Origin of the sequence: Mycobacterium terramassiliense (genome assembly GCF_900157385.1) — a bacterium.
GTDB classification, from domain to species: Bacteria; Actinomycetota; Actinomycetes; order Mycobacteriales; family Mycobacteriaceae; genus Mycobacterium; species Mycobacterium terramassiliense.
In genome coordinates, this window is record NZ_LT717697.1 from 118,605 (window position 1) to 139,797 (window position 21,193).

At 64.3% G+C, this 21,193-nt stretch carries 24 protein-coding genes and 2 pseudogenes; 14 read left to right on the plus strand and 12 right to left on the minus strand.

Going from position 1 to position 21,193, the window contains the following annotated elements; all coding sequences use genetic code 11:
- Positions 1-41: 41 nt before the first annotated feature.
- The 3 genes from MTAB308_RS00600 to MTAB308_RS00610 are packed head-to-tail and all read left to right on the plus strand — an operon-like array spanning position 42 to position 1,961.
- Entirely contained in the window at positions 42-554 is a 513-nt protein-coding gene (locus tag MTAB308_RS00600) for a methylated-DNA--[protein]-cysteine S-methyltransferase (RefSeq protein WP_077096891.1), read from the plus strand.
- Complete coding sequence (locus tag MTAB308_RS00605) at positions 554-1,267, plus strand: 2OG-Fe(II) oxygenase (protein ID WP_077096894.1); 714 nt, start codon at positions 554-556, stop codon at positions 1,265-1,267. Before MTAB308_RS00600 ends, MTAB308_RS00605 begins: the two co-directional genes overlap by 1 nt.
- A gap of 28 nt (positions 1,268-1,295) precedes the next feature.
- Positions 1,296-1,961, plus strand: coding sequence for a nitroreductase family protein (locus MTAB308_RS00610; RefSeq protein WP_077096896.1), 666 nt, complete (start codon positions 1,296-1,298; stop codon positions 1,959-1,961).
- A 23-nt stretch (positions 1,962-1,984) separates the two neighbouring features.
- Here MTAB308_RS00610 and MTAB308_RS00615 read toward each other — a convergent pair whose 3' ends face one another.
- On the minus strand, positions 1,985-2,416 hold the full coding sequence (locus MTAB308_RS00615; protein WP_077096899.1) for a cupin domain-containing protein: 432 nt from the start codon (positions 2,414-2,416) through the stop codon (positions 1,985-1,987).
- A gap of 121 nt (positions 2,417-2,537) precedes the next feature.
- Between MTAB308_RS00615 and MTAB308_RS00620 the strand changes: the two genes are divergently transcribed.
- The 3 genes from MTAB308_RS00620 (at position 2,538) to MTAB308_RS00630 (ending at position 5,118) form a co-directional block, all read left to right on the plus strand.
- On the plus strand, positions 2,538-3,116 hold the full coding sequence (locus MTAB308_RS00620) for a carboxymuconolactone decarboxylase family protein (RefSeq protein ID WP_077096901.1): 579 nt from the start codon (positions 2,538-2,540) through the stop codon (positions 3,114-3,116).
- Positions 3,117-3,533: 417 nt separating this feature from the next.
- Positions 3,534-4,811: a DEAD/DEAH box helicase gene (locus tag MTAB308_RS00625; RefSeq protein WP_077097381.1), complete on the plus strand. Its 1,278-nt coding sequence runs from the start codon at positions 3,534-3,536 to the stop codon at positions 4,809-4,811.
- 103 nt (positions 4,812-4,914) lie between these two features.
- Positions 4,915-5,118, plus strand: coding sequence for a cold-shock protein (locus MTAB308_RS00630; RefSeq protein ID WP_066969694.1), 204 nt, complete (start codon positions 4,915-4,917; stop codon positions 5,116-5,118).
- Positions 5,119-5,884: 766 nt separating this feature from the next.
- Here MTAB308_RS00630 and MTAB308_RS29515 read toward each other — a convergent pair.
- Positions 5,885-6,196 (minus strand): hypothetical protein, encoded by a 312-nt coding sequence (locus MTAB308_RS29515; protein WP_245831203.1) that lies wholly within the window; start codon positions 6,194-6,196, stop codon positions 5,885-5,887.
- Between MTAB308_RS29515 and MTAB308_RS29520 the strand changes: the two genes are divergently transcribed.
- The 4 genes from MTAB308_RS29520 (at position 6,153) to MTAB308_RS00650 (ending at position 9,555) form a co-directional block, all read left to right on the plus strand.
- Positions 6,153-6,350, plus strand: coding sequence for a hypothetical protein (locus MTAB308_RS29520; protein ID WP_077096905.1), 198 nt, complete (start codon positions 6,153-6,155; stop codon positions 6,348-6,350). The genes MTAB308_RS29515 and MTAB308_RS29520 overlap by 44 nt on opposite strands.
- 419 nt (positions 6,351-6,769) lie before the next feature.
- A complete protein-coding gene (locus MTAB308_RS00640; protein WP_157900880.1) occupies positions 6,770-7,393 on the plus strand; it encodes a GAP family protein in 624 nt (207 codons plus the stop codon).
- Positions 7,394-8,199: 806 nt separating this feature from the next.
- Positions 8,200-8,883 carry a hypothetical protein gene (locus tag MTAB308_RS00645; RefSeq protein WP_157900881.1) on the plus strand — a complete coding sequence of 228 codons (684 nt, stop codon included), beginning with the start codon at positions 8,200-8,202 and terminating at the stop codon, positions 8,881-8,883.
- A 30-nt stretch (positions 8,884-8,913) separates the two neighbouring features.
- The gene (locus MTAB308_RS00650; RefSeq protein WP_157900882.1) at positions 8,914-9,555 is read left to right on the plus strand and encodes a hypothetical protein; all 642 of its coding nucleotides are present in this window, start codon (positions 8,914-8,916) and stop codon (positions 9,553-9,555) included.
- Positions 9,556-9,983: 428 nt separating this feature from the next.
- On the opposite strand, the gene MTAB308_RS00655 is transcribed toward MTAB308_RS00650, so the two are convergent.
- From MTAB308_RS00655 to MTAB308_RS00675, 5 genes are all read right to left on the minus strand, one after another.
- Positions 9,984-10,964, minus strand: a complete 981-nt coding sequence (locus tag MTAB308_RS00655; protein ID WP_077096913.1) for a threonine ammonia-lyase — start codon at positions 10,962-10,964, stop codon at positions 9,984-9,986.
- A 189-nt stretch (positions 10,965-11,153) separates the two neighbouring features.
- A complete protein-coding gene (locus MTAB308_RS00660; protein ID WP_077096915.1) occupies positions 11,154-11,798 on the minus strand; it encodes a nitrile hydratase subunit alpha in 645 nt (214 codons plus the stop codon).
- Positions 11,795-12,079, minus strand: coding sequence for an SH3-like domain-containing protein (locus MTAB308_RS30170; protein WP_077096917.1), 285 nt, complete (start codon positions 12,077-12,079; stop codon positions 11,795-11,797). The genes MTAB308_RS00660 and MTAB308_RS30170 overlap by 4 nt, the downstream gene beginning before the upstream one ends.
- Complete coding sequence (locus MTAB308_RS30175; RefSeq protein WP_077096918.1) at positions 12,079-12,378, minus strand: SH3-like domain-containing protein; 300 nt, start codon at positions 12,376-12,378, stop codon at positions 12,079-12,081. The genes MTAB308_RS30170 and MTAB308_RS30175 overlap by 1 nt, the downstream gene beginning before the upstream one ends.
- A complete protein-coding gene (locus tag MTAB308_RS00675) occupies positions 12,375-13,001 on the minus strand; it encodes a TetR family transcriptional regulator (RefSeq protein WP_216823632.1) in 627 nt (208 codons plus the stop codon). The genes MTAB308_RS30175 and MTAB308_RS00675 overlap by 4 nt, the downstream gene beginning before the upstream one ends.
- Before the next feature lie 120 nt (positions 13,002-13,121).
- Here MTAB308_RS00675 and MTAB308_RS00680 point away from each other — a divergent pair, with 120 nt between their 5' ends.
- Positions 13,122-13,610, plus strand: coding sequence for a DUF3237 family protein (locus tag MTAB308_RS00680; protein ID WP_077096920.1), 489 nt, complete (start codon positions 13,122-13,124; stop codon positions 13,608-13,610).
- A gap of 129 nt (positions 13,611-13,739) precedes the next feature.
- On the opposite strand, the gene MTAB308_RS00685 is transcribed toward MTAB308_RS00680, so the two are convergent.
- From MTAB308_RS00685 to MTAB308_RS00695, 3 genes and pseudogenes are all read right to left on the minus strand, one after another.
- Positions 13,740-14,111 carry an aldo/keto reductase gene (locus tag MTAB308_RS00685; protein WP_245831166.1) on the minus strand — a complete coding sequence of 124 codons (372 nt, stop codon included), beginning with the start codon at positions 14,109-14,111 and terminating at the stop codon, positions 13,740-13,742.
- A gap of 43 nt (positions 14,112-14,154) precedes the next feature.
- Positions 14,155-15,688 (minus strand): annotated as a pseudogene (locus MTAB308_RS00690) (GMC family oxidoreductase).
- A gap of 223 nt (positions 15,689-15,911) precedes the next feature.
- Positions 15,912-16,835: an alpha/beta hydrolase fold domain-containing protein gene (locus MTAB308_RS00695; protein WP_077097383.1), complete on the minus strand. Its 924-nt coding sequence runs from the start codon at positions 16,833-16,835 to the stop codon at positions 15,912-15,914.
- Positions 16,836-17,050: 215 nt separating this feature from the next.
- Between MTAB308_RS00695 and MTAB308_RS00700 the strand changes: the two are divergent.
- Positions 17,051-17,733 (plus strand): annotated as a pseudogene (locus tag MTAB308_RS00700) (class I SAM-dependent methyltransferase).
- A 127-nt stretch (positions 17,734-17,860) separates the two neighbouring features.
- On the opposite strand, the gene MTAB308_RS28775 reads toward MTAB308_RS00700, so the two are convergent.
- Together MTAB308_RS28775 and MTAB308_RS00710 are read right to left on the minus strand one after the other, a co-directional pair.
- Complete coding sequence (locus MTAB308_RS28775) at positions 17,861-18,298, minus strand: nuclear transport factor 2 family protein (protein WP_157900883.1); 438 nt, start codon at positions 18,296-18,298, stop codon at positions 17,861-17,863.
- A 62-nt stretch (positions 18,299-18,360) separates the two neighbouring features.
- Positions 18,361-18,948 (minus strand): TetR/AcrR family transcriptional regulator, encoded by a 588-nt coding sequence (locus MTAB308_RS00710; protein WP_077096926.1) that lies wholly within the window; start codon positions 18,946-18,948, stop codon positions 18,361-18,363.
- A 100-nt stretch (positions 18,949-19,048) separates the two neighbouring features.
- Between MTAB308_RS00710 and MTAB308_RS00715 the strand changes: the two genes are divergently transcribed.
- Both MTAB308_RS00715 and mdlC read left to right on the plus strand, forming a co-directional pair.
- Positions 19,049-19,447, plus strand: coding sequence for an alpha/beta fold hydrolase (locus tag MTAB308_RS00715; protein WP_077096928.1), 399 nt, complete (start codon positions 19,049-19,051; stop codon positions 19,445-19,447).
- Between the two features lie 37 nt (positions 19,448-19,484).
- Complete coding sequence (gene mdlC / locus MTAB308_RS00720; protein ID WP_077096930.1) at positions 19,485-21,098, plus strand: benzoylformate decarboxylase; 1,614 nt, start codon at positions 19,485-19,487, stop codon at positions 21,096-21,098.
- The last annotated feature ends 95 nt before the right edge of the window (positions 21,099-21,193 follow it).

A 21,193-nucleotide genomic window follows, 5' to 3' on the forward strand; every position in this document is an offset into this window, starting at 1 on the left:
TTTCGCGCCGCCCATCGTTTACCGTGAGAGGAGGTGCAGCGATGCAGACACGACACACGGTGACCGACAGCCCAATCGGTGAGCTCACACTGGCCGCCGCGGGCGATGCGCTGACGGGTGTGTACTTCCGGAACCACTGGCATCCGCCGACGGCTGGTGCCCTGGGACGCTGCGTGAAGGCGGGCGCCGACGTTCTGTTCGGCCGGGCGGTCGAGCAGCTGGGTGACTACCTGGGCCGACAGCGCACTCGGTTCGATCTGCCGATCGCGCTGGCCGGGAATCCGCGCCAGCGGCGGATCTGGCAACTGTTGCTCGACATCGGGTACGGGGAGACGACCACCTATGGCGAGCTTGCTGCCCAATTGGGCGAGGGCGCCACAGCTTACGAAGTCGGTCAGGCGGTCGGCCGCAACCCGCTCAGCATCGTCGTTCCGTGCCACCGCGTGGTCGGAAAGAACGGCGCACTCACCGGTTATGCGGGCGGTCTGAAGCGCAAACGATTCCTGCTCGACCTGGAGGCGCCGATACCCGCGGCGGCGGGCAGATTGTTCTGATGCCCTCGAAATGGGACCGGCGGGTGGACACCGCAGACTGGGAGGCGGTCGCCGCCGATATGAATGACGTTGGCGGCGCCCTGCTTCCGCGGCTGATCACTCCCAGCGAGTGCGCGGCGGTGCTCGGTCTCTACCCCGACGACGGCCTGTTTCGCGCCACCATCGACATGACGCGCCACCGCTATGGGCGGGGCGAATACCGCTACTTCAAGCGACCCTATCCGCAGCCGATCGAGGAGTTGAAGCAGGCGCTCTACCCTCGGCTCCTGCCGATCGCCCGCGACTGGTGGACCAAGCTGCGCCGCGAGCCGCCCTGGCCCGACACGCTCGACGAGTGGCTGGACGTCTGCCATCGAGCCGGCCAGACCAAACCCACGGCCTTGCTGCTGAAATACGGCCCTGGCGACTGGAATGCGTTGCATCGAGACCTTTACGGGGACCTCGTCTTTCCGTTGCAGGTCGTGATCAACCTCAACGCGCCGGGCGTGGCCCACACCGGCGGGGAGTTTCTGCTCGTCGAGCAGCGGCCGCGGGCGCAGTCACGCGGCACCGTGACCACGCTGCCGCAGGGGCATGGCTACGTCTTCACCACCAGGGAACGGCCGATCCGCTCGACACGGGGCTGGTCGGCCGCCCCCGTGCGGCACGGGGTTTCGGTGGTTCGCTCCGGGGAGCGGTGCACGCTCGGCTTGATCTTCCACGACGCCGCCTGACCGCCCGCGCCTGCGGCACGATGGTGCCATGGAGCTCTACGACGTCATGCGATCGACGCCCGCCGTGCGCGAATTCGCCGACGACCCGCTTCCCGATGAGGTGCTGGCGCGCATTCTCGACAACGCCCGGTTTGCGCCGACCGGCGGCAACCGGCAGGGCGTGCGCGTGATCGTCCTCCGCGACGCGCAGACCCGGTCGACCCTGGCCGACCTCGGACTGCCTGCCGCCCGTCGCTACATCGCGCAGCTCGCACACGGCGAGTCGCCGTGGAATCCGTTGCAGCCGAGCGGCGTCGACGCGTCGACGATCGAGGCGACCGAGCCGCCCGCGCAGATGTCGGCTCCGATTCGCGAGGCGCCGGTGGTGCTGGTGATCCTCGTGGACCTCGCGGTCGTCGCCGCCACCGATCAGGACCTCGATCGGGTCGGCGTGGTGCCCGGGGCCTCGGTGTACCCGTTCGTGTGGAACGTGTTGCTGGCCGCGCGCAACGAGGGCTACGGCGGGGTGTTGACCACGATGGCCGTGGCCGAGGAGCCGCGCGTCAAGGAGCTGCTCGGCGTGCCCGACTCGTACGCCATCGCCGCGGTCGTGCCGCTCGGCAGGCCGGTGCGCCAGGTCACGAAGCTGCGACGACGGCCGGTTCCGGAATTCGCGACCCGCGAGCGCTTCGACGGAGCACCGTTCGGGCCCTAGGCGGCCTCGTCGCGCCGTGGTTGTCAGGCGAAGGGGCAGCCGGGGTTTGCCGCATCCTCGGCCAGGGGTTTACCTGAGGGCAGGACGTAGATGACCTCCAAGATCACCGGCGTTGCGCCCAGATTGCGGCCAAGGTGCACGTGCTCGGGCCCCGCAGGTTCGTTGATCGTGTCACCCGGGTTGTAGACGCCGTCGACCGAGCAATTGGCGGAGTAGTGGGTGAGCGTCCCTTGCTTGATCGCGCCGACCAACGTGCCGTCGTGGAAGTGCCAGCCCGTGCTGCCGCCGGGGGCGATGGTGCTTTCGCGAATGATGAAATCTCTTCCGTCTTGCGAGGATTGGTTGAGGGTTTGCGAATTCACGCCGCTGTCGGGCGTCGCAAGGCTTCGGCCGGGCGGTGTGACGAATGACAGCGCGACGACAAGTGGGAGAACACCGACGGTGCGTGGACGCATCAATGTGGCCTCTCTTCCGACTCCGCCGCCTCTAAGAGTCCTTCTATCAGAGCAATGAAGTGTCGTAGTGTCCAGTGAACGGTGTTCATCCAGAAACCAGCTGGATAGAGGAGTCAATGAATTGACACGAATCGCGCCTTCCGAAGCCTTCGCCGCGGTGCCGACACAGGATCTCGGTCAAGGGGATCGGATCAACCTCGGTGTGGCCGCGATCATGGGTCGCCTCCCCGCGGTCGCCGAGGCCCTGGGCTCGTTGACCGCGGCCCTGCGCTACTCCGGGACGCTGCCGCCCCGGTTGCTCGAGCTGGTGCGGCTGCGCATCGCGTTTTTCAACCAATGCCGAAGCTGCATGGCGGTGCGCTACCAAAGCGCCATCGACGACGGCCTCGACGACGACGCCGTCTGCTCGCTGGAACGGCCGGCCGACGCCGAAAACCTCTCGGCCGCCGAGCGATCCGCCCTGCGCTTCGCCGAGCTCTTCGCCACCAACCATCTCGCCATCGACGAGACGGTTTACGACGAGCTGCGCGGGCACTTCAGCGAAGACCAGTTGGTGGAACTCGGCGTGCATTGCGCCGTCGCGCTGGGCATCGGACGCCTCGCCGCTTCCTGGGACGTCAGCGACGATCTCCCCGATAGGCCGGCGTCGCCCGAACGGCTGGCGCCATGGAACTCCGAATCGGTGGTGGCGACGGGCTAGCTGACTCGTCCGCTGCCCGGCAGCATCGGAAGCTCGGTCCACCACCGTTCTCTTCCCAAGGGGCCCCCAGCGGTGAACCGTAGAAGCAGATATATCGCTCTGTTGCCGCCACATCCACGGAGAAAGGGGCCGAATTGACCCGCAGTGGGGCCGGCCCAGTCGGCGGGTTGGCGGGAACTGGAGCGCCGTGCTGCTATGCTTGGGACAACGTTGGCTGTCTTACTCGGCAGCCGGCACGTCGTGAAACGCTTCTTCATCCTTCCGGCGCCCGCCCTGATTCAGTGGCGGACGCAATGAACCTGGCGCAGTTCGTATCGCGGCGATCGATTTTGCCCACCGGCAATCTCGCCACCCTGTGCTGACAGTCGCGCGGACTTCCCCGCCAACTCGGCACACCCGATGCTGAAAGACATCACATTGACTACTGGCAAAACTTTTGCCGACCTTGGCGTGCGTGAATCACTCACCGACGTGCTCACCGCGCAGGGGATCACCCACCCGTTTCCCATCCAAATCGAAACGCTCCCGGACACACTCTCAGGCCGTGACGTACTCGGCCGCGGCAAGACGGGCAGCGGCAAGACGCTCGCCTTCTCGATCCCCATGGTCAGCAGGCTCGTCGGACATCCCCGCCGTCCGTCCCGACCATCGGGTCTGGTGTTGGCGCCGACGCGCGAGCTTGCCAGCCAGATAACCGCGGCGCTGGAACCGTTGGCCGCCGCCAACAACCTCCGTGTGACCACCATTTTCGGGGGCGTACCGCAGGGCAAGCAGGTGGCTGCGCTGAAGTCTGGCGTCGACATTGTCGTGGCGTGCCCCGGCCGCCTCGAAGACCTGATGAGGCAACGCGTGATCAGCCTGGACTCGATCGAGATCACCGTGATCGACGAAGCCGATCACATGGCCGATCTCGGCTTCCTGCCCGGTGTCACTCGGATTTTGGCGGCCACCCCGAGCGGCGGCCAGCGGCTGCTGTTCTCTGCAACCCTCGACAATGGCGTCGACAAGCTCGTCAACCGATTCCTTCGCAACGCGGTGCTGCACTCTGTCGACGGCTCCAACTCGCCGGTGTCCGAGATGACCCACCATGTGTTCCACGTCTCTGGCGCGCAAGCCAAGAAGGAGCTGGTTCACCGGCTCGCCGCTGGTAGCGGCCGCCGAATCCTGTTCATGCGCACCAAACATCAAGCGCGCAAGCTCGCCAAGCAGCTCACCGAATCCGGTGTGCCGGCAGTTGATCTGCACGGCAACCTTTCTCAACCGGCGCGCGATCGGAACCTCGCCGCGTTCAGTACCGGTGAGGCACGGGTATTGGTGGCCACCGACATCGCCGCGCGCGGCGTGCATGTCGACGGAATCGAATTGGTGGTGCACATCGATCCGCCCGCCGAGCACAAGGCCTACCTGCACCGGTCCGGACGAACGGCGCGGGCCGGAAACGCCGGCGACGTCGTGACCGTCGTCCTGCCCGAGCAGCGCAAGGACACCCATGCGCTGATGCGCCGCGCGGGCATCCGTGTCACTCCCCAGGAGGTCACCGTCGACTCGGCCGCCGTGCACGCGGTGGCCGGTGAAATGGCGCCCTACCGCGCTCCCGCTCCGAGGCAGCCGGTTGCGGCGCATCCGTCGCAGCCGCGTCGGCCGCGTCCCGCCGGCCGCAGACGTAGCCGTCGACCCGGTGCCGCGCAGCGTTAATTGTCCCAGCTGCACAACGGTTCTCATGAACGGACCGGTCGTGCTAATTTGATCGTGTGGATGTTTTAGGTACATCCCGCATTTAGATGAGAGAAGAAAGTAAATGGCACAGGGAACTGTGAAATGGTTCAACGGTGAAAAGGGCTTCGGCTTCATCACCCCTGACGACGGCGCGAAGGACCTCTTCGTCCACTACTCCGAGATCCAGGGCAGCGGTTACCGCTCGCTCGAGGAGAACCAGCGTGTTCAATTCGAGGTGGGGCAAGGGGCCAAGGGGCCTCAGGCAATCGGAGTGAGTGCCGTCTAGGAAACTCACACTCGTGACAGTGGGCTGGTGCGATCGCTTCGCACCAGCCCACTGGGCTTTCCGGAGCCTGCGATTGGCCGCCGAAAATCCTTTCGGTGCCCGATCCTGTCCGTCGACACCTGGTACCGATTCCAGAGCTCATCGCGACAACGGCGACATGGACACACAACCTGTCGGCGAAGCCGAATTCAGGCTTGCGACGCTGTTTTCACCAGCGCGTCAACGACGATGGAGTGGGGCGGCAAATCGTCACGTGATGAAACACGCCCACGTACCCTTCCGCTCGGCACGGGCGCGGAGTCGCCCCGGAGGAGTGAAGCGATGAGGCCCGGGTCCCTGCCGGGCGCACTTGCCATGCGGTCGATTAAGGACGTCGGTCAATGACGTCGGTCGCGACCCGATGGCCGGACTGAGCGCCGGTCGCGGTCACGCGGTCGCGCATTCCGACGTGTGGTGCGAGAGTTCAATGACCGCGCGCACCAACCCAATTCGTCACAGTGACGTATTGGGGTCGTGCGGTGGGGAGAAGAAGGAGCGGTCGGCGGACTCGGCGACGGGTCGGCCAGCCGCCGCGGGGCGTTCGAGTTCCAGGCTCGCGGCCCGGGTCGTCGAAGGATTGATCGAACGGCCGGGCTCAGGTCCGAGTGTGCGGTTATGGATGCAGGGCGATGTGGGCGCGCCGTGCTTGCGGGGTCCCAATCGTTCGGTGCGGATGCGTGGTCGGGCTGCCGGCTGCGAATCCGTTGTACCGATAAGCGACATTATGTCAAGTAAGCTGCTGTGTGGTCTGAAACATCCGGGGTTCATGCTCAGCAGCTATATGTCCGCCGGCGCCAATCTCGAACTCGACGACATCGTCGCCACCGCCATCATCATCGCAATCGCCGGCCACGAAACCACTGCAAATCTCCTCGGCACGGCAATGATTCGCCTCCTGACACCCCAACGCCACGGCATCCGACCAATCGACACCATCGACGCCGTCGACGATCGACTGGTCACCGAGCTGCTGCGCCTCGACGGCCCCGCAAGCCGTGGTACGCACGACCACACACGACCACACGTTCAGCGACGTCACCATCCACGCCGGCGAACCCGCCCTCGTCGTCCTCGCCGCCGCCAACCGCGACCCAGCCATCTTCAATTCACCCGATCAACTCCAAACAGACCGGCCCGGGCCAGCACCGCTCACCTTCGGCCACGGCGCACACTATGCCTGGGAGCAGCACTAGCCCGCCTCGAGACCGCCACAGCGCTCCAAGGAGTCCTAGCTCGCCGATCCACTCTGTGCGGTAACCCAACATGGCGAGACAACCCAGCCATCCGCGGACCCCAGACGCTCCCCTGCCGCTTCACCACATAACACGTTGTCGAGACACAGCCCTACAAACCGGGAACCACCATGCCGACCCAACCTCGTGTGCTGCTGTTGTCACCCACACGATCCTGCGCACTATCGAGCCGAGAGTGACCATCACCAACACTCCTCACGACGCCGAAACCACGGTGCTGCACTACCTGCTTGACGATCGTCGGCGTCACCGCGCCCATGTGAGAATCGGCCAGATCGTCCCTCCTGGTCCGCGATGTCCTATCTCGACGGTATTGCAATGAACGGAATTCGGGACTAACACTGGGCGGATGCGCGCTCGTGATTGCGCTCTCGTCGCCCGTAACCGTCGTGGTGACGTTGGTGCTGCTCGTTCACAACGACCGACCCCATTCGTCCAGCATCGCGTACTTGTCGGGCCGAGAGGCGGCGCTAGCCGTACTCACGACCGCATTTATGCATATCCCGCTATCACTCGCAGGTCTGGACGGGCCCAGACCGGCCTGGACCAGCTGGGCGATCATCGTAGCGGGCGCGCTGCTCGTCATGCTCGGCGTGCGGCAATGGCGGCGGCGCGGCAAAACTGATCGCACACGCAGCTGGGAGGACAATATCGCAAGGATGGGCCCTAAGACCTCTGCTGCTGCAGGAATCTTCACCGGGCTGAATGCGAAAGTCCTCGCCGTCAGTGCAGCCGTCGGTGTCCACGTTGGGGCCCTACACTCGCCAATCCTTGGTGCAGCAGGCATGGTCGCCTACTACGCGGTGTTAGCGAATTCGACTGTCGCCGCACCCATCCTGGCTTATCTCATTGCCCGACCACGGATCGACCCGCTCCTGAAACGCCTCCGACACTGGATGCAAATCCAGCACCGGGCGTTGACAGCGACACTCCTCGTCGTATTCGGTTGCGCGATGGTCCTCTATGGGATCGCCGGCATATGAAACGAGCCCGTCCGCCGATGAATTCGACACATCTTGATACCGCCGATATCCAGTGAACCACTGCGTATTGCAACAGATGAATCATCGCCCGCCCCCCTTGCCGGTCACCGCTCCTCCCATCGTTTGCGGTTGCCGCGCAGGACTTCCCGCTTGCCGTACCTGCGGCGCGGACTCGCGGCGGTGGAATCGAATACGGCAGATTACCATCGGTCTTGAGATACTGTGCTTCGCAACGTATTTCGTTCTGAGTAGTCGTCGTCGCTACCACTTTCAATGTTGGCGTGACTAGCTGATAATCTCGCACGTTGCGTCATGCCCACTGGCTCAAACAGTTTCGCGTAGTGCTCAACACATGTGGCTCTCGGGCGCCGCTGATTCATCAGACGAATGAAATACAGCCGCAGGGAATGCGACCGTTTGAGTGCTGCCCATCGCCGCGCAAGGTGAATAGAACAGCTCTACCCCTCACCCGCTGGGGATTGACGTCGCCAGATCGTGCCAGCAAATTCGCGCAGCTGATCGACCACGGCCGACTGCGCCTCGATGTTGCGGTGGTCAGTGGGCGCCGGCAAGGGAGTCAACGCACGAGATCGGCTGCGGGACCAATCACTACCTGCAACATGTACGGATTTAGCTGCTCAGTCACGTTCCGAATTTCAGTCCGCGGATCAAGGCACAGGCCGAGCGCTCGTGCAGACAATTCACAGCAATTTCCACTCGCATTTGGTAGGCCGCGGCTCACCGAGTCGGTACGCTTCCTCCAGCCAATCTCGGTGCTTTCGGCTGGACGCGCTCGGAGGAGGATCATGAACGTCGCCGGTGCTTTGGCTCGGGCAATGCCCGACGGACTACTCGACGCCGACTCAATCGTGTCGCGCTTGAACGAAATGGTAAATACGCTGCCGGCGCTAGCCGGCGCTAGCGGCGAATCGGATGACGCCTTGGGTGGCCTTACGTTTGCCGATATTTCGCAGGGTGCTTCCGTCGACGACATCGCTGACTATCTGAATGTCGATCCCTTTCCGGAATTCGCCCGGCCCGTCCTGTTGAGCGATTTCGTCGTGTCCGGCCGGGCAGGTGTTCCCAAGTTCGGCCGTGCGGAGGTCGAGGCGTTCCTCGCCGAGGTCAGAGAAGGCGATCCAGGATACGTGCGCTCCTGGCTTGAGTTCGCGCCGATCCCGTCCGAGGACGACGCGTGGGTCGCGTACCCCCAGAACACATCTTTTTCCCTCGAATTCCAGCTCATCCTGCCAGTAATTCAAGACGCCGACGACACGCGGCTGCTGTCGCTGGACACGGGCCTGGACGTGAAGACGGGAAGGGTCCTCCATGCGGCGCTGATAGACCCGGCAGCGGGATGCGACCCAGGCGTAGTCGGAGTTGGTTGGGATCTAAAAGAGAAATGTCTACGGCGGACCTGCCAGGGAGATTGTGGAGACAGCTGGAAGCTTGTTCGCGGCGAGATGCGCCTTGTCGGATGCGTCTGCTGAGGTGTCGAAAGAGTGCTAACAGTTGCGGGTTTGCTGGCCATAGCCAAGATTGTCGGCGGAATCACTCCAGTGGGTGGCGCCGTGCTCTACGGGTTAGGCGTCCTGCACCCGCTCAAGACGAAAGCCACCTGGAATCGGACCCGCTGGAAACCAGACGATGCGAAGAGCGAAGAATTCGCCGCCCTGGTGGTACGCATCAGGCTGAAAAACCGAAAGAAATCGGCGCAGACGCTCAACAACCTCGCCCTGATCGATGATCCGGGCTGGCCACGCCGTCTCCGCGGCGCGCGAAGCGAAGTGCAGATCGTGCCCTTCACCGAATGGCACGGTGACGATCCCGAGAACCCGCTCGAACTACAAGGCGGCGATGCACGGACGGTGGCGGCCGTTCTCAAAGGCAACATCATCAGCGGAGGTGATGCCGCCAGCATTGCCAAGGCTCTCGCCGCCGTCGCGCTCCCCTTCGAACGCACCCGATTGCTGATTCAGATGTCAGATCGCAACTTCTACGCCAAACTGGTTCACGATTCGATCCCCGTTGCGTCCCCGCCGCCTAAGAGTGGTGTCACCCCACCACCGGAACCACGAGCTGACGTCGACGACGCCAAGAACAACGTTGCCGACGCCGCCAAAGGCGCCACTACTGATGGCCATTCGGAGTCAACCCGGTGATACCCGACTAGGCCAGGTCTCGACCCTCGGCTCACGCACGCCACCGGATACCTACGGCATGAGGAATGCGGCGGGATCGAATAGCGCCTCTCCCCGGCCCATACCGCGAGGTGACACTCGATGGCGCAGGGCATTGGCTCCAGGAAGAGCGCGCCACCGGGATCAACACAGAACTGTTGCAGTTTCTAGCCGACCTGCCGCATCACAGGACCAGCGGCTGAGCACAAACCCTGCCGCCACCGACCGCTAGGGTCGCTACCCTCTCGGGTCGGCTTGGAGGAATACGGCGGGATCGAGGCCTCGCCTCGCCGCCCCCGCCCCGGGGGCGCGCTCGGCCAGGATTGCCTGTCGCAGTGGAAGTTTCGACCAAGCACATCTGGAGTAACAGGGCGCCAAGCTTCGATTGGAATGGGTATCAGCCGCGGCCATCAAGGCCTGCGGATGGCAGCCGCATCGACCCAGCGGTGATAGGCGTCCATGTCGACGTTGCTGCCGCACACGATGGTGACTACGTGGCGGCCAGCGAAGCGGTCACGGTCTTCGAGGATCGCCGCGACGCCGAGCGCGGCCGACGGCTCGACAACGAGGCCAGCGTTCTCCAGAAGTACCCGCATACCCGCGATGATCGATGCTTCCTGGACCAAGACGGCGTCGTCGCCGACCAGGAGGAGGTCGTTGAGGACCTCCGGAATTGGACACCGGCCGGCGACAGCGTCTGCGATGGTGTCAGTCGAGTCGGTGGTGACAACGCGGCGCTGACGCCACGAACGTGTCATCGCCGGTGCGCCGGCCGGCTGAACACAGATCACCTCAACGTCAGGCGCGAGGGCCTTCATCACATGCCCGACACCGGTAGCCAGCGCTCCGCCCCCGAGAGCGATCAGCACAGCGTCGAACGACGACTCGGCCTCCACCAGTTCCAGGCCAATGGTCGCCGCGCCCTCACAGGTTTCGATGTCCAAGCTGTCATCGAGCAGCCCGATGCCTTCATGCCGCGCGATGGCTGCCGCCCGGGCACGGGCCATCTCGTTATCGCCGTCCACTAGCTCCAATCTCGCGCCCAGTGCGCGGATGCGATCGAGCTTGACTGCTGGTGCAAACCGGGATGCTACGACCGTGACGTCGAGACCCCTGGCGCGACCAGACCAAGCCAGGGCTTGCCCGAGGTTGCCCGCGCTACCACACACCACGACGGGCGAGCCTTTGTCGGCGAGCTGGCTCGCGACGACCTCGGTGCCGCGAGCCTTGAAGCTACGGACCGGGTTCGCCGTTTCGAGCTTGATGCTCACCGCGCAGCCCAGGTCGGGCTCCAGCGCCTCGCATCGGTACAGCGGCGTGTCGCGAAAAATTGGGTCGATCGCCCCACGAGCCGCCCGGATCCGGGCGGTGTCGAGGCGCGTCTCCTGCATAACACAGCAGCGTAGCGACGCCGGCCCGAGTTCGGCCTGGAGTCTTTCTCGTGCGATTGGACCCGCGAGCGTGTCTTCACCGCGGTCGCGAACGACCGGCTCCAGATCGCGACACTGATCGAGGTCTATGTCAGGGGCCGGCCGTCACGCGCCGCTCCCCCGCCGGGGGGCAGACGCAGCCGAGGCATGCTAGCTCGGCCGAGGCGATGGCCCAACGGGCTGTGTGGTGCCGATCAAGCAGTCTCGGGTGACCAGTGCAGCGAGTTGGTCTTCGGTCAGTTGCTCGCTGCCGTTGGGTTTGCGGGGCAGAACGAGGTAGCGGCAGTCGGCGTTGGAGTCCCAGACCCGCACTTGGACTGCTGGGTCGAGATGGGTGCCGAATTCGCCGAGAACGACGCGTGGTTCGCGCACCGCGCGGGCGCGGTATTGGATGCTTTTGTACCAGGACGGAGGTGGACCTAGTAGGGCGGTCGGATAGCACGAGCATAGGGTGCACACCACTAGGCTGTGGACGTCGTCGGTGTTTTCCACGACTTCTAAGTGCAGGAACGGCAATTCGCGGTTGGAGGCGCCACGTAGGTCATAGCCGTATCGGCGCACGACAGCGGTTGCATCTTTCAGGAGGTTGCGTTTGAACTGCGGATCGGTCCAGGCTCGGGCAACGTAGCGGGCGCCGTGATGGGCGCCTAAGCGGTGGGTGAATGTGTCAAGGATGTCGTCGAGCTGTTCGCCGGTGATGGCGCCGCGCTCGATCAACCGCTGTTCGAGCACGGCGACCCCCGCGGTGATTTGTGCGCGCTGTGCATCGGTGTGAGCGCTATGGTTGCGGCTCACTGCATCTCGCCTTCCACGGGCTGCAGATAGCTTTCGTAGAGGTCGAGGTAGACGCGATGATGACCGGAGCCCTCGCCCCATAGATCGCTGGCCTCGAAGTAGGCGCTGTAGAGCGCTTCTGGATTGGTGTGGCCGTGAGCTACAAGCTCGTCGGGCAATGGGTAGCTTCCGCGGTGGCGGTGAATGGTGCCGATACGACCGCGTGCGTAGTCGGGAAGTCGGGTGTGTCCGGCGGTGATGGTGATTCGAGTGCGGACTTGTTGCCCTGGTAGGAAAGCCATCACGCTCCCCTACCGAAGGGTGCGATGCTGTCCAGTTCGGCCTGGGTGAGTATTCCTTTTTCGACACAAAGCCGTTCAATAGCGTCCAGCCAGCGATGAAAGTAGGGGGCCGCGAGATGCGTTGTGGGCTCTAGGCGTTCGACGGCGCAGCGGAACTCGTCAAGGGTGAATACCGAGTTGTAGACCAAGGCCCGCATCATCGCGAACACCTTGGTCTCCCAGGCGTCGTGGAACTCGACGCTGTCATCGATATGGATCGGTCCCGCCCGCATGCCGCCGACGTCGTGGACATAACTCATGCGCTGCGCCCCGAGGCAATCGGCGGCTTGCGGGATCGGTGGTGTGCTCGGGGTTGCAGGCGACTTTGCTGGGCCGGGTCGACGCCAAGTGCAAGTTCGAGCTGACGCGCCCACCAGCGCACGTGAGGGGATGCGTCGTTGGCAGCGGCGCCAGTCAGGCCAGCGCTGCGCCGAAACGCACGTCCGTAGAGCGCCTCCGTTGCCATCGCTTGATGCACCGCCGCGACCGCGCGCCGCGTGTCACCGACGGAGCTGCCCGGTGGTCGAAGCTGATGCAGAGCGTCAACGACCGGATTAAGGATGCCGCCGCCGGTGTCGCGCCATCCTGCGGCGTGCAGCGCTACCGCGAGCTCACCGTAGCCGCGCCGATACACACCCTCGAGAGACTCGACGAGCCTGAGAAGGTCGGCGCCCTGGTCCAACCACGCTGCGACGAGGTCTGCTAGCGCGGCTCTAAGCTGGCGGCCACCGTGTCGCAGAAGCTCACCGAGCAGCTTCTCGCGATTGCCGAAGTGATGGGTGACCCCGGCATCGGTCATGCCGACCCGCGCGGCCACCGCACGTACCTCTACGGCAGCCACGCCTCCCTCGGCAAGAAGCGATGCCGCGGCGTCGAGGATCAAACGCCGAGCCTCGTCCGGAGGCCTTCGCGTCCTCGTGGTAGTCACGATCAGAATCGTACCTTGACATGTCAAGGCACCGGCATCTATACCTGGAGACCTCAAGGTAGAGGGGAGATCTCAATGTCGCTTGTCGAAGACATCAAGGACCGCCTGCCCGGGTCTAAGGACGACGCCGCGCTTGTTCCGCTGTTTCGGGGAGCGTGGTCTCTGGCCCCATACGTCGTGTTGCCGGGCACTCCAGTGGGCACCCGAGCGATCGTCGAGATGACCGACGGCCGGCTCGAGGGACGCGGGATTCGTGCGCGGGCGAGGCCCCACGCGTGTGCCGACTGGTTGGTAATCGGTGCGGACGGCACCGCGACGATGGATTACCGCGGCACAGTTGAAACCGAGGAAGGCCACGTCATTTATCTTTACGGCGGCGGTCGTTGCGACCTGTCGAGCGGGTTCGGGCAAGACACGATGCTATGCGGTGCCGTGCACTTTGAGACCAGCTGCGAGAGGTACCGCTGGCTCAACCGTGTGCACGCGGTCTTTCGTGGCGTGGTCGTCGGCGACGGGGCAGCGGGCAATGGCATACTTCACGACGAGTGGTTTGAAGTGCGCTGATGCACACTCCCCTGCCGACGAATACGGCGGAATCGAATATAGCGGATTACCGGTAAACCCCCTGCATATTGCATCAGATGAATCATCATCCGCCTACCTGCCAGCCACAGCATGACGAGCGCGTGACGGTCACGCTGCATGCCCGCCGGCCGCCACTGTCGGTACGTCCTCGTTCAATCGAGCACCAAATTTCGTCGCCAAGCACCACCTCGTCCCTGCGTCCGCCAAAGCGTTGCCAATCAAGTGTTCGAAGCCGCGGATATCTGCCCGCGTCCCGTCGGCTGCGCCGTAGATGTCCGATGTATCGAAGAAATCCACGCCCATGTCCACGGCTGCACGCAGCGTGGCGATTGATTCGGCATCGTCGGTCGCACCGTAAAATTGCGACATGCCCATACATCCGAGCCCAATAGGCCGTACCGTCAGTTCGGAGTGACCCAGGCTCACTCGCGCCAAACCTGCTATGGATGGTCTGTCGTCGCGCGGCTCTGCCATGGCCATGCCGTCATCCCCTCCTTTAACTTGTCGTCTCCATCATTGCCGACTAGCTGTCATGGTCTGCAACGATGAATTGGGCGGCGCGCTCGCCGATGACGACGCAGGGGGCCATGGTGTTGGCGGTGCTGATGCGGGGCATGATGGATGCGTCGGCGACGCGCAGGCCCTCGACACCATAGACCTTGAGGTGTCCGTCGACGACCGACATCGGGTCGCGGCCCATCTTCGCGGTGCCGCATTCGTGCCAGTAGGTGGTGACGGCGTCGCGCAGATAGGTCTCCAACTCGGCGCCGGTCAGGTCGCCGGGCATGACCTCGCGTGCGACGAACGGCCGAAGCTCGGCGGAGTTGCCGATCTCGCGCAGGGTTTCGACGCAGGAGATGGCGGTCTTGAGGTCGTCGGGGTCCGAAAGCGCGTTGGCTTCGATGAGCACAGGGTGGGCCGGGTTGGGACCGGCTGTGGGGGTGGGTGGGCGAGCCGAATAGGACCCAGCTGTTTTGGGGCAGACCGTATTTCGTGGCGTTTTCCGCCGTGGCTTTGGGGAAAGGCCCCAAGCACGCGAACAGGTCGGGTCCCTCGACATCGGCAACTCCGGATTCCCAGAACAATGCCGCACCCACCTGTGTGCTGCCCTGGATGTTCTCGGGGAACTCCCACACGCAGTCGAACCCGAAGTGGTCCTGAAGGTTGCGCCCGACACCGGGCAGATGCTGCCGAACGGTGATTCCTACCCGACGCAACTCGGCTTCGTCTCCGATGCCCGACTGCATCAACACCTTCGGTGTGTGAATGGCGCCCAACGACAGGACGACCTCAGCGTCGACGGCCACCCGATGCACCGTGCCGCCATGAACGACCTCGACCCCGGTAGCCCGGTTGCCGTCGAAGATCACACGCGTGACCAGCGCGTGCGAGACCACGGTCAGGTTCGGCTGCTGCAGATGCGGGGCCGTGTAAGTGCCAAACACCGAGAGGCGCTTTTCGTCGCGCCAGCGCAGATCGGCCACGGCTGCACCGCGGCTCTCCTCCATCAGGGGTCCGTTGGGGCTCTGATAGGTGGGAATACCAATGGCTCTGGCCGCCTCCAGCGTCGCCGCGGCGAGCGGATGCGCCCCAGGTGCCGGCTGCACAAACACCGGCCCACCCCTGCCCCGATGATCTGGCTCGCCGCTGCCGCGCCAGTCCTCAATCCGCCGATAGAGATCGCGAACTGGCCCGTATCCCCAACTCGGCTCGCCCGATTCGGAAGCGTAGTAGTCCCAGTCGCTCCGGTGTCCTCGCGCCCAGATCATCAGGTTGATGCCGGACCCGCCGCCAAGCACCTTGCCCATCGAAAACGCGATCGCCCGGCCATGAAGCCGCGGATCCGGCTCGGAGATGAATCCCCAATCGCGTTCGCTGCCAAGGTTAGCTGGCCATTGGCTTGCGTCGGTCACACTGGGAATGTCGTCGCTGCCGCCGGCCTCCAAAAGTAAGACCCTGATGTCGGGGTTTTCGGCCAACCGGCCCGCGACCACCGACCCTGACGACCCCGCACCACACACAATGACGTCGTACGTCGGCTCCAATACAGTAGTCACGAAGGTCTCCTGATTCGCTTGGCTAGGTATACGTCTCGATACTTAGATTTTCGGGCGGCAAGGGCCTGCAGTTCAATCACTCTTGAAGCGACGAGTGGCGGGGCTCTTCGTCACCGGAGAATTGCTCCGCATCCAACCGCGGCCGCCAAGAACGCAAGTCGACGGCCTTGCACTGATCTGCTGTGCGGCCGCTGCCAAGGTCGGTTCGAACGGTTGCACGAGGCTAGGCCACCGCCCTGTGAACTCCTAACGCAGAGCTCAGCCAGCGGCCCATTTCGGCAATCGCGCGGTCGACCTCGTCAACACGGCCCGCCCCCATGATGAAAGAGTGCTGACCCTCGTCGACCCGTCGGACGACAATGTCATTGCCTGCCTGCCTTGCCTTTTGGGCGAAGGCCTCAGCGTCTGACGCGAGCAATTCGTGCTCGCCGTAATACACCGCGATGGGGGGTAACCCCGACAGGTCGGCCCCGAGCAGATGTACCCGCGGGTCGGTGAATTCCACGCCGGTTCCATCGAGCCAGCACGACCGGAACAGCTCGAGCAGTCCCCGCGTGAGCAGCTTGTCCCGCTCGACATTGGTTTCGATCGATTCGCCCGACAGCGTGACGTCGGTCCATGGCGAAATGGACAGCACAGCGCCGGGCAGCGCATCTCCCCGATTACGCAGCCGCAGCGCCAGTTCGATGGCGAGGAAGCCACCGATCGAGTGGCCCACACTGCCAATCTTGTCGGGCCGGTAGCCCTGATCGAGCAGCCAGCGGTAGGCGGTGTCCACGTCTTCGACCTGCGCCGGGTACTTGTGCTCCGGGGATCGGCGGAAGTTCAACACCAGCGAGCGCGCGCCGGCCGCTTTGGCAATATGGGCGGCCGCTTTCCGGTCGGAGTGCATCGACATCAGCACGCTGCCACCCATATGCGTGTGCAGCAGCACCGATTCCGGGTCGCTGTCGACGGGAATGCACCACAAGGCCTCGACCCCACCGGCGTCCACTTCGGCATAGGTGACCCCTTCGGGCTCTTTCGTAGCCAGGTGGATGTTGTCGGCGACATCGCGGATGGTCTCCAGCCCGAAGTTGGGGTTCGAGGTCCGCCTGCCGACCTCCGCGTAGAACTCGGCCAACTCGAACGGCTGCTCGCTCGCCATGAATTTTCCTTTCACCCGGCCCGTAGGATAACACTCACTATATAACGATCGCTATTCCATGTCTAGCGTGGTCGGTTGAGGCCGTGGAGGGATGGGCAGCGCGCCGGATTCGGTCTCAGGCGGTCCGCGTCGCCCGGATCGCCGCCGCGCGAAGGCAGCGGCCATGTGCACGAATGGTTTTGAACCCGCGTGCGTATCTGCGCGTGTATCAGTGCATGGCTACTGAACTGATCGACTGGGATGGTGCCTACCGCGAGGAAGGCATCTTCGTAGGGCCACCCCCATGGAACATCGGCGAACCTCAACCCGCTTTCATGCGGCTGATCAACCAAGGACGCATCCACGGCGATGTCCTGGACGCCGGCTGCGGGCACGCGGAGTTGTCGTTGACGCTGGCCGCCAAGGGTCACATCGTGGTCGGGGTGGACCTGAGCCGGGCGGCGGTCGACACGGCCACGGCAACCGCGAAATCCCGCGGCATCGTCAATGCAACGTTTCTGTGCGCCGACATCACGTCTTTGACCGGATTCGACGGCCCTTCTCAACGCTGATGGATAGCACACTGTTTCATTCGTTGCCGGTCGAAAGCCGTGATGCTTATCTGCGTGCGATGTACCGCGCCGCCGGTCCCGGAGCGTCCTTCTTCGTCCTCGTCTTCGCCCACGGCGCTTTCCCCGACGATTTCACGGTTCCAATCAATGCCGTCACCGAGGATGAGTTGCGCTCCGCCGTGTCGAAGTACTGGGCCGTCGATGAGATCGAGCCCGCCTCCATCCACGCGCTGGCCGGACAGGTGCATGGCGATGGTGCGGCGGTGCCGATGCCGCAACTGGCCACCGACGAAAAGGGTAGGTTGGTTTTTCCCGCCTACCTGCTCTCGGCGCATAAACCAGCTTGATCGCCACAGAACCCCTAACCCGTGATCTCCGCTGAGTGGCCGTGGCCTGCTGCGCGCCTCGTGGCCCACACCGGCGCCGGGTTCGATCTGGCGCCGCGGCGCGGGACTAGCTCCCGCGGCGCGTCGATTAGGAGAAGTACGCGTCGAACGAACCGATGTCGGTTAGATGCGCCGTGACCTCGGAAATCTTGTCGCCGCGGATGGTTAGCACGTTGACCACGTCCTGTTCGAGCCGCTTGCCATTGTGCTCACCGGTGTCGTGCAACGTGACCGCGACGGTGTCACGACCGAAAGCGAGACCCTGCGGCGAGATGTGCAATCCATACTGGGCAAACGTGTCGGCGAGCCTGGTGACGTCGTCGATTCCGGTCGCCCGGCCGGACACCACGCTCGAGCCGGGGATGGTCCAGACGATGTCGGGGGTGGCGTGTTCGGCGATCCCCGCATGGTCATCGTGCACGATGGCGGTCGCGAACGCGCCGACGATGGTGCGCTGCCGCTGCGTTTGATCGTCGTCCGGCGCGGCGGTCGAATTGCCGCCCGGCACAACGCAAACCAAGGCCATTGCGATACCCGAGCCCGCCAGGGCGGCTTTCCAAGCACTCGATGCCCACATGCGGCCTCCACTCAAGTGCGCCGCTTGCCGGGTGAAACAAGCCTGTCCGCGGTTTCGCTCGCGGCGTCGAGCACCTCTGCCTGCGTGGTGGGGTCGGCCATCGCGCGCGAGATCGACACCGCCCCCACCATCAGCGCGACGATGCTCCACGCCCGGCGCTCCCGATCCGCGCCGTCGAGCACGTCGGCCACCCGCCCCGCCAGCGCGCTGATCTTGTGTTCGTACGCTTCGCGAGTGGACACTGCGGCTCGTGCCACGTCGGCGCTTAGGGTCGGCATCACGCATCCATCGCCCGGGTTTTGCACGTGGTAGGCGCTGAGGTATTCCGCGAGAAACTCCGTGAGCTTCGACCGGCGCTCGCTCTTACTGCCGGACTCCGTGTCGGAAACGAACGGCTCACCGACGGCGGTCTCAATGATCGCCTCGAGCATCGCTTCCTTGTTGGCGAAGTTCGAATAGAACGCTCCGGACGTCACGTCGGCCGCGGCGGCGAGCGCGTCCACCCCGATCCCGTTGAAGCCGGCGACCTTCATCGATCGCGTGCCCGCACGCAGCAACGCGGCGCGCGCCTTGACCTTCTGGTCTGCCGGATATCTCATGACAAGAACATTTATAGCATAACCATCGGTATCTTAGAATGGTTATGCCTGATCGATCTCGGGTTCGAATCAGGCGATGCCGGGCGTCTCAGTTCGTGTCGTGCCGATCACGGCCGCACAATTTCACTATGCGTTCACCAACACACTCGGCGAACCTCAATCTAAGATCGCCTATGACCGTTACGCCGTCCCGGTTCCGGGGCGGATCTTGTTTCAGGGCGGACTGGCCAATTTCGCGCACGACGCTGCCACCACATACAACTTCGCCAACGACGATCGCGCGCCGCTGCTGTTCATCGCCGGTGTCCGCGACCACATCCTGCCGCCGGCGGTGCAGCACGAGAACTACACGAAAAACGCCGAACACTCGACCGCGATCACCGCCTACAAGCTGTTCCCCCAGCGAGACCACTTCACCTGCGGCGCACCAGGATGGGAAGAAGTCGCCGACTTCGCCTTGAACTGGGCGCTGAACCCCGTGCGCGGGGAACTCGACTGATCCCTTTCGTAACTTCGCAAGAAAGCGATGCCCACCGATGACCACAGTGCGCGACGCCATCCTCGACCTGTTCCGCTCACACAATCTGACCACCTGGTTCGGCAACCCCGGCTCCTCTGAATTGGCTCTGCTGCAAGACTTTCCCGACGACTTCCGATACTTCCTAGGCCTTCAGGAAATGATTCCGGTCGGAATGGCCGACGCGTACGCGCAAGTTACCCGGCGTCCCGCCGTGGTCAATCTGCACACCGCCCCCGGAATGGGTAACGCGCAAGGCCAGATCTACAACGCCTACGTCAACAAGACGCCCCTGATCATCACGGCCGGCAACCAGCGCCGCAACATGCAAAACCAGTACTGCCTGCTGACTAATCACGAACCCACCACCACCCCCAAACCTTTCGTGAAATGGGCCGCCGAGCCCGCGATCGCGAGCGAATCCCCGGCCGTGCTGGCCCGCGCGATCCACCTGGCGACCACCCCGCCGATGGGACCGGTTTTCGTCTCGCTGCCGATGGACGACATGCCTATCGAACTGACCGACGAACAACTCGCCGATATCAAGGTGGTGCGCGATCGCACCGTGACCCATGCGACGGGTTTCCCGACCGAGTTGGCTGAGCAGGTCGCTGCACGATTGGACGCCGCCACATCACCCGCGATCGTCGTCGGCGGCGATATCGACCGCTACGACGCCTACGACGCGGTGATCGAACTGGCCGAGCGCACCGAATCGCCGGTGTTCACTGCCCCGTTGACCGGCTGGAGTGGGTTCCCGGAGAATCATCGGCTCTATCACGGCGCGCTGCCGCCGGGTGCGGGCTGGATCTCGCAGATTCTCGCCGGCCACGACCTCATCCTCACGATCGGGACGGCGGTGTTCCGCTACTACCCATTGGTGCCCGGGCCTTACCTACCCGAGGGCGCAAGCTTGATCCAAATCACCAACGATCCCGACGAAGCCGCCCGCTCCCCCATCGGCGATGCGATCGTCACCGACGTCCGCAAAGCGGCCCAGGCTCTGGCGACGACGGTGAAACCGACCCAACGCCCCGCCCCCACCCCGCGCGCGGCGGTTCCCGAACGGGTGTCGGCGCAGGTGCCGCTGAAGCCCGAGGACCTGTGGACGGCAGTCGGTCACGCCGCACCCGATGACACGCTGTGGGTCAGCGAAGCCGGCAGCAACGAGATCCCCATGACCGAAAGCATCCGTCCGGGCAACCCGCTGTCGCACCTGTCCGCGGCCGGCGGCGGACTCGGGTGGGGCCTGCCCGCATCGGTGGGCGCCCAAATCGCAGCACCGGATCGGCCCGTGGTCGCGCTCATGGGCGACGGCTCGATGCACTACGCGATCACCGCGCTGTGGAGCGCGGCGCGATACAGGATCCCGGTCACCGTTGTCGTGGCGTCCAACGCCGAGTACGGCGTGGTCAAAGAATTCGGCGTCTGGGAAAAGACCCCGAACGTCCCCGGGCTCGACATCCCCGGCCTCGACATCGTGGGAACCGCGGCCAGCTATGGCGTCGACGCCCACGAAGCACACAGCTCCGATGAGGTATTCGAGTTGGTCAAGGCGGGCATTGCCGACCGCGACCGACCCACCCTGATCAACGCGCGCACCACGCCCGTCACGGGCGGATTCGGCAGCTAGGAGGATGCCAACGGATGACACGATCGTATGCGTTTGCCGCCGTCTTAAGTGGCCGCGACGCGGTGGCCACTGACGCCACGACCCTGGCCGAAAAC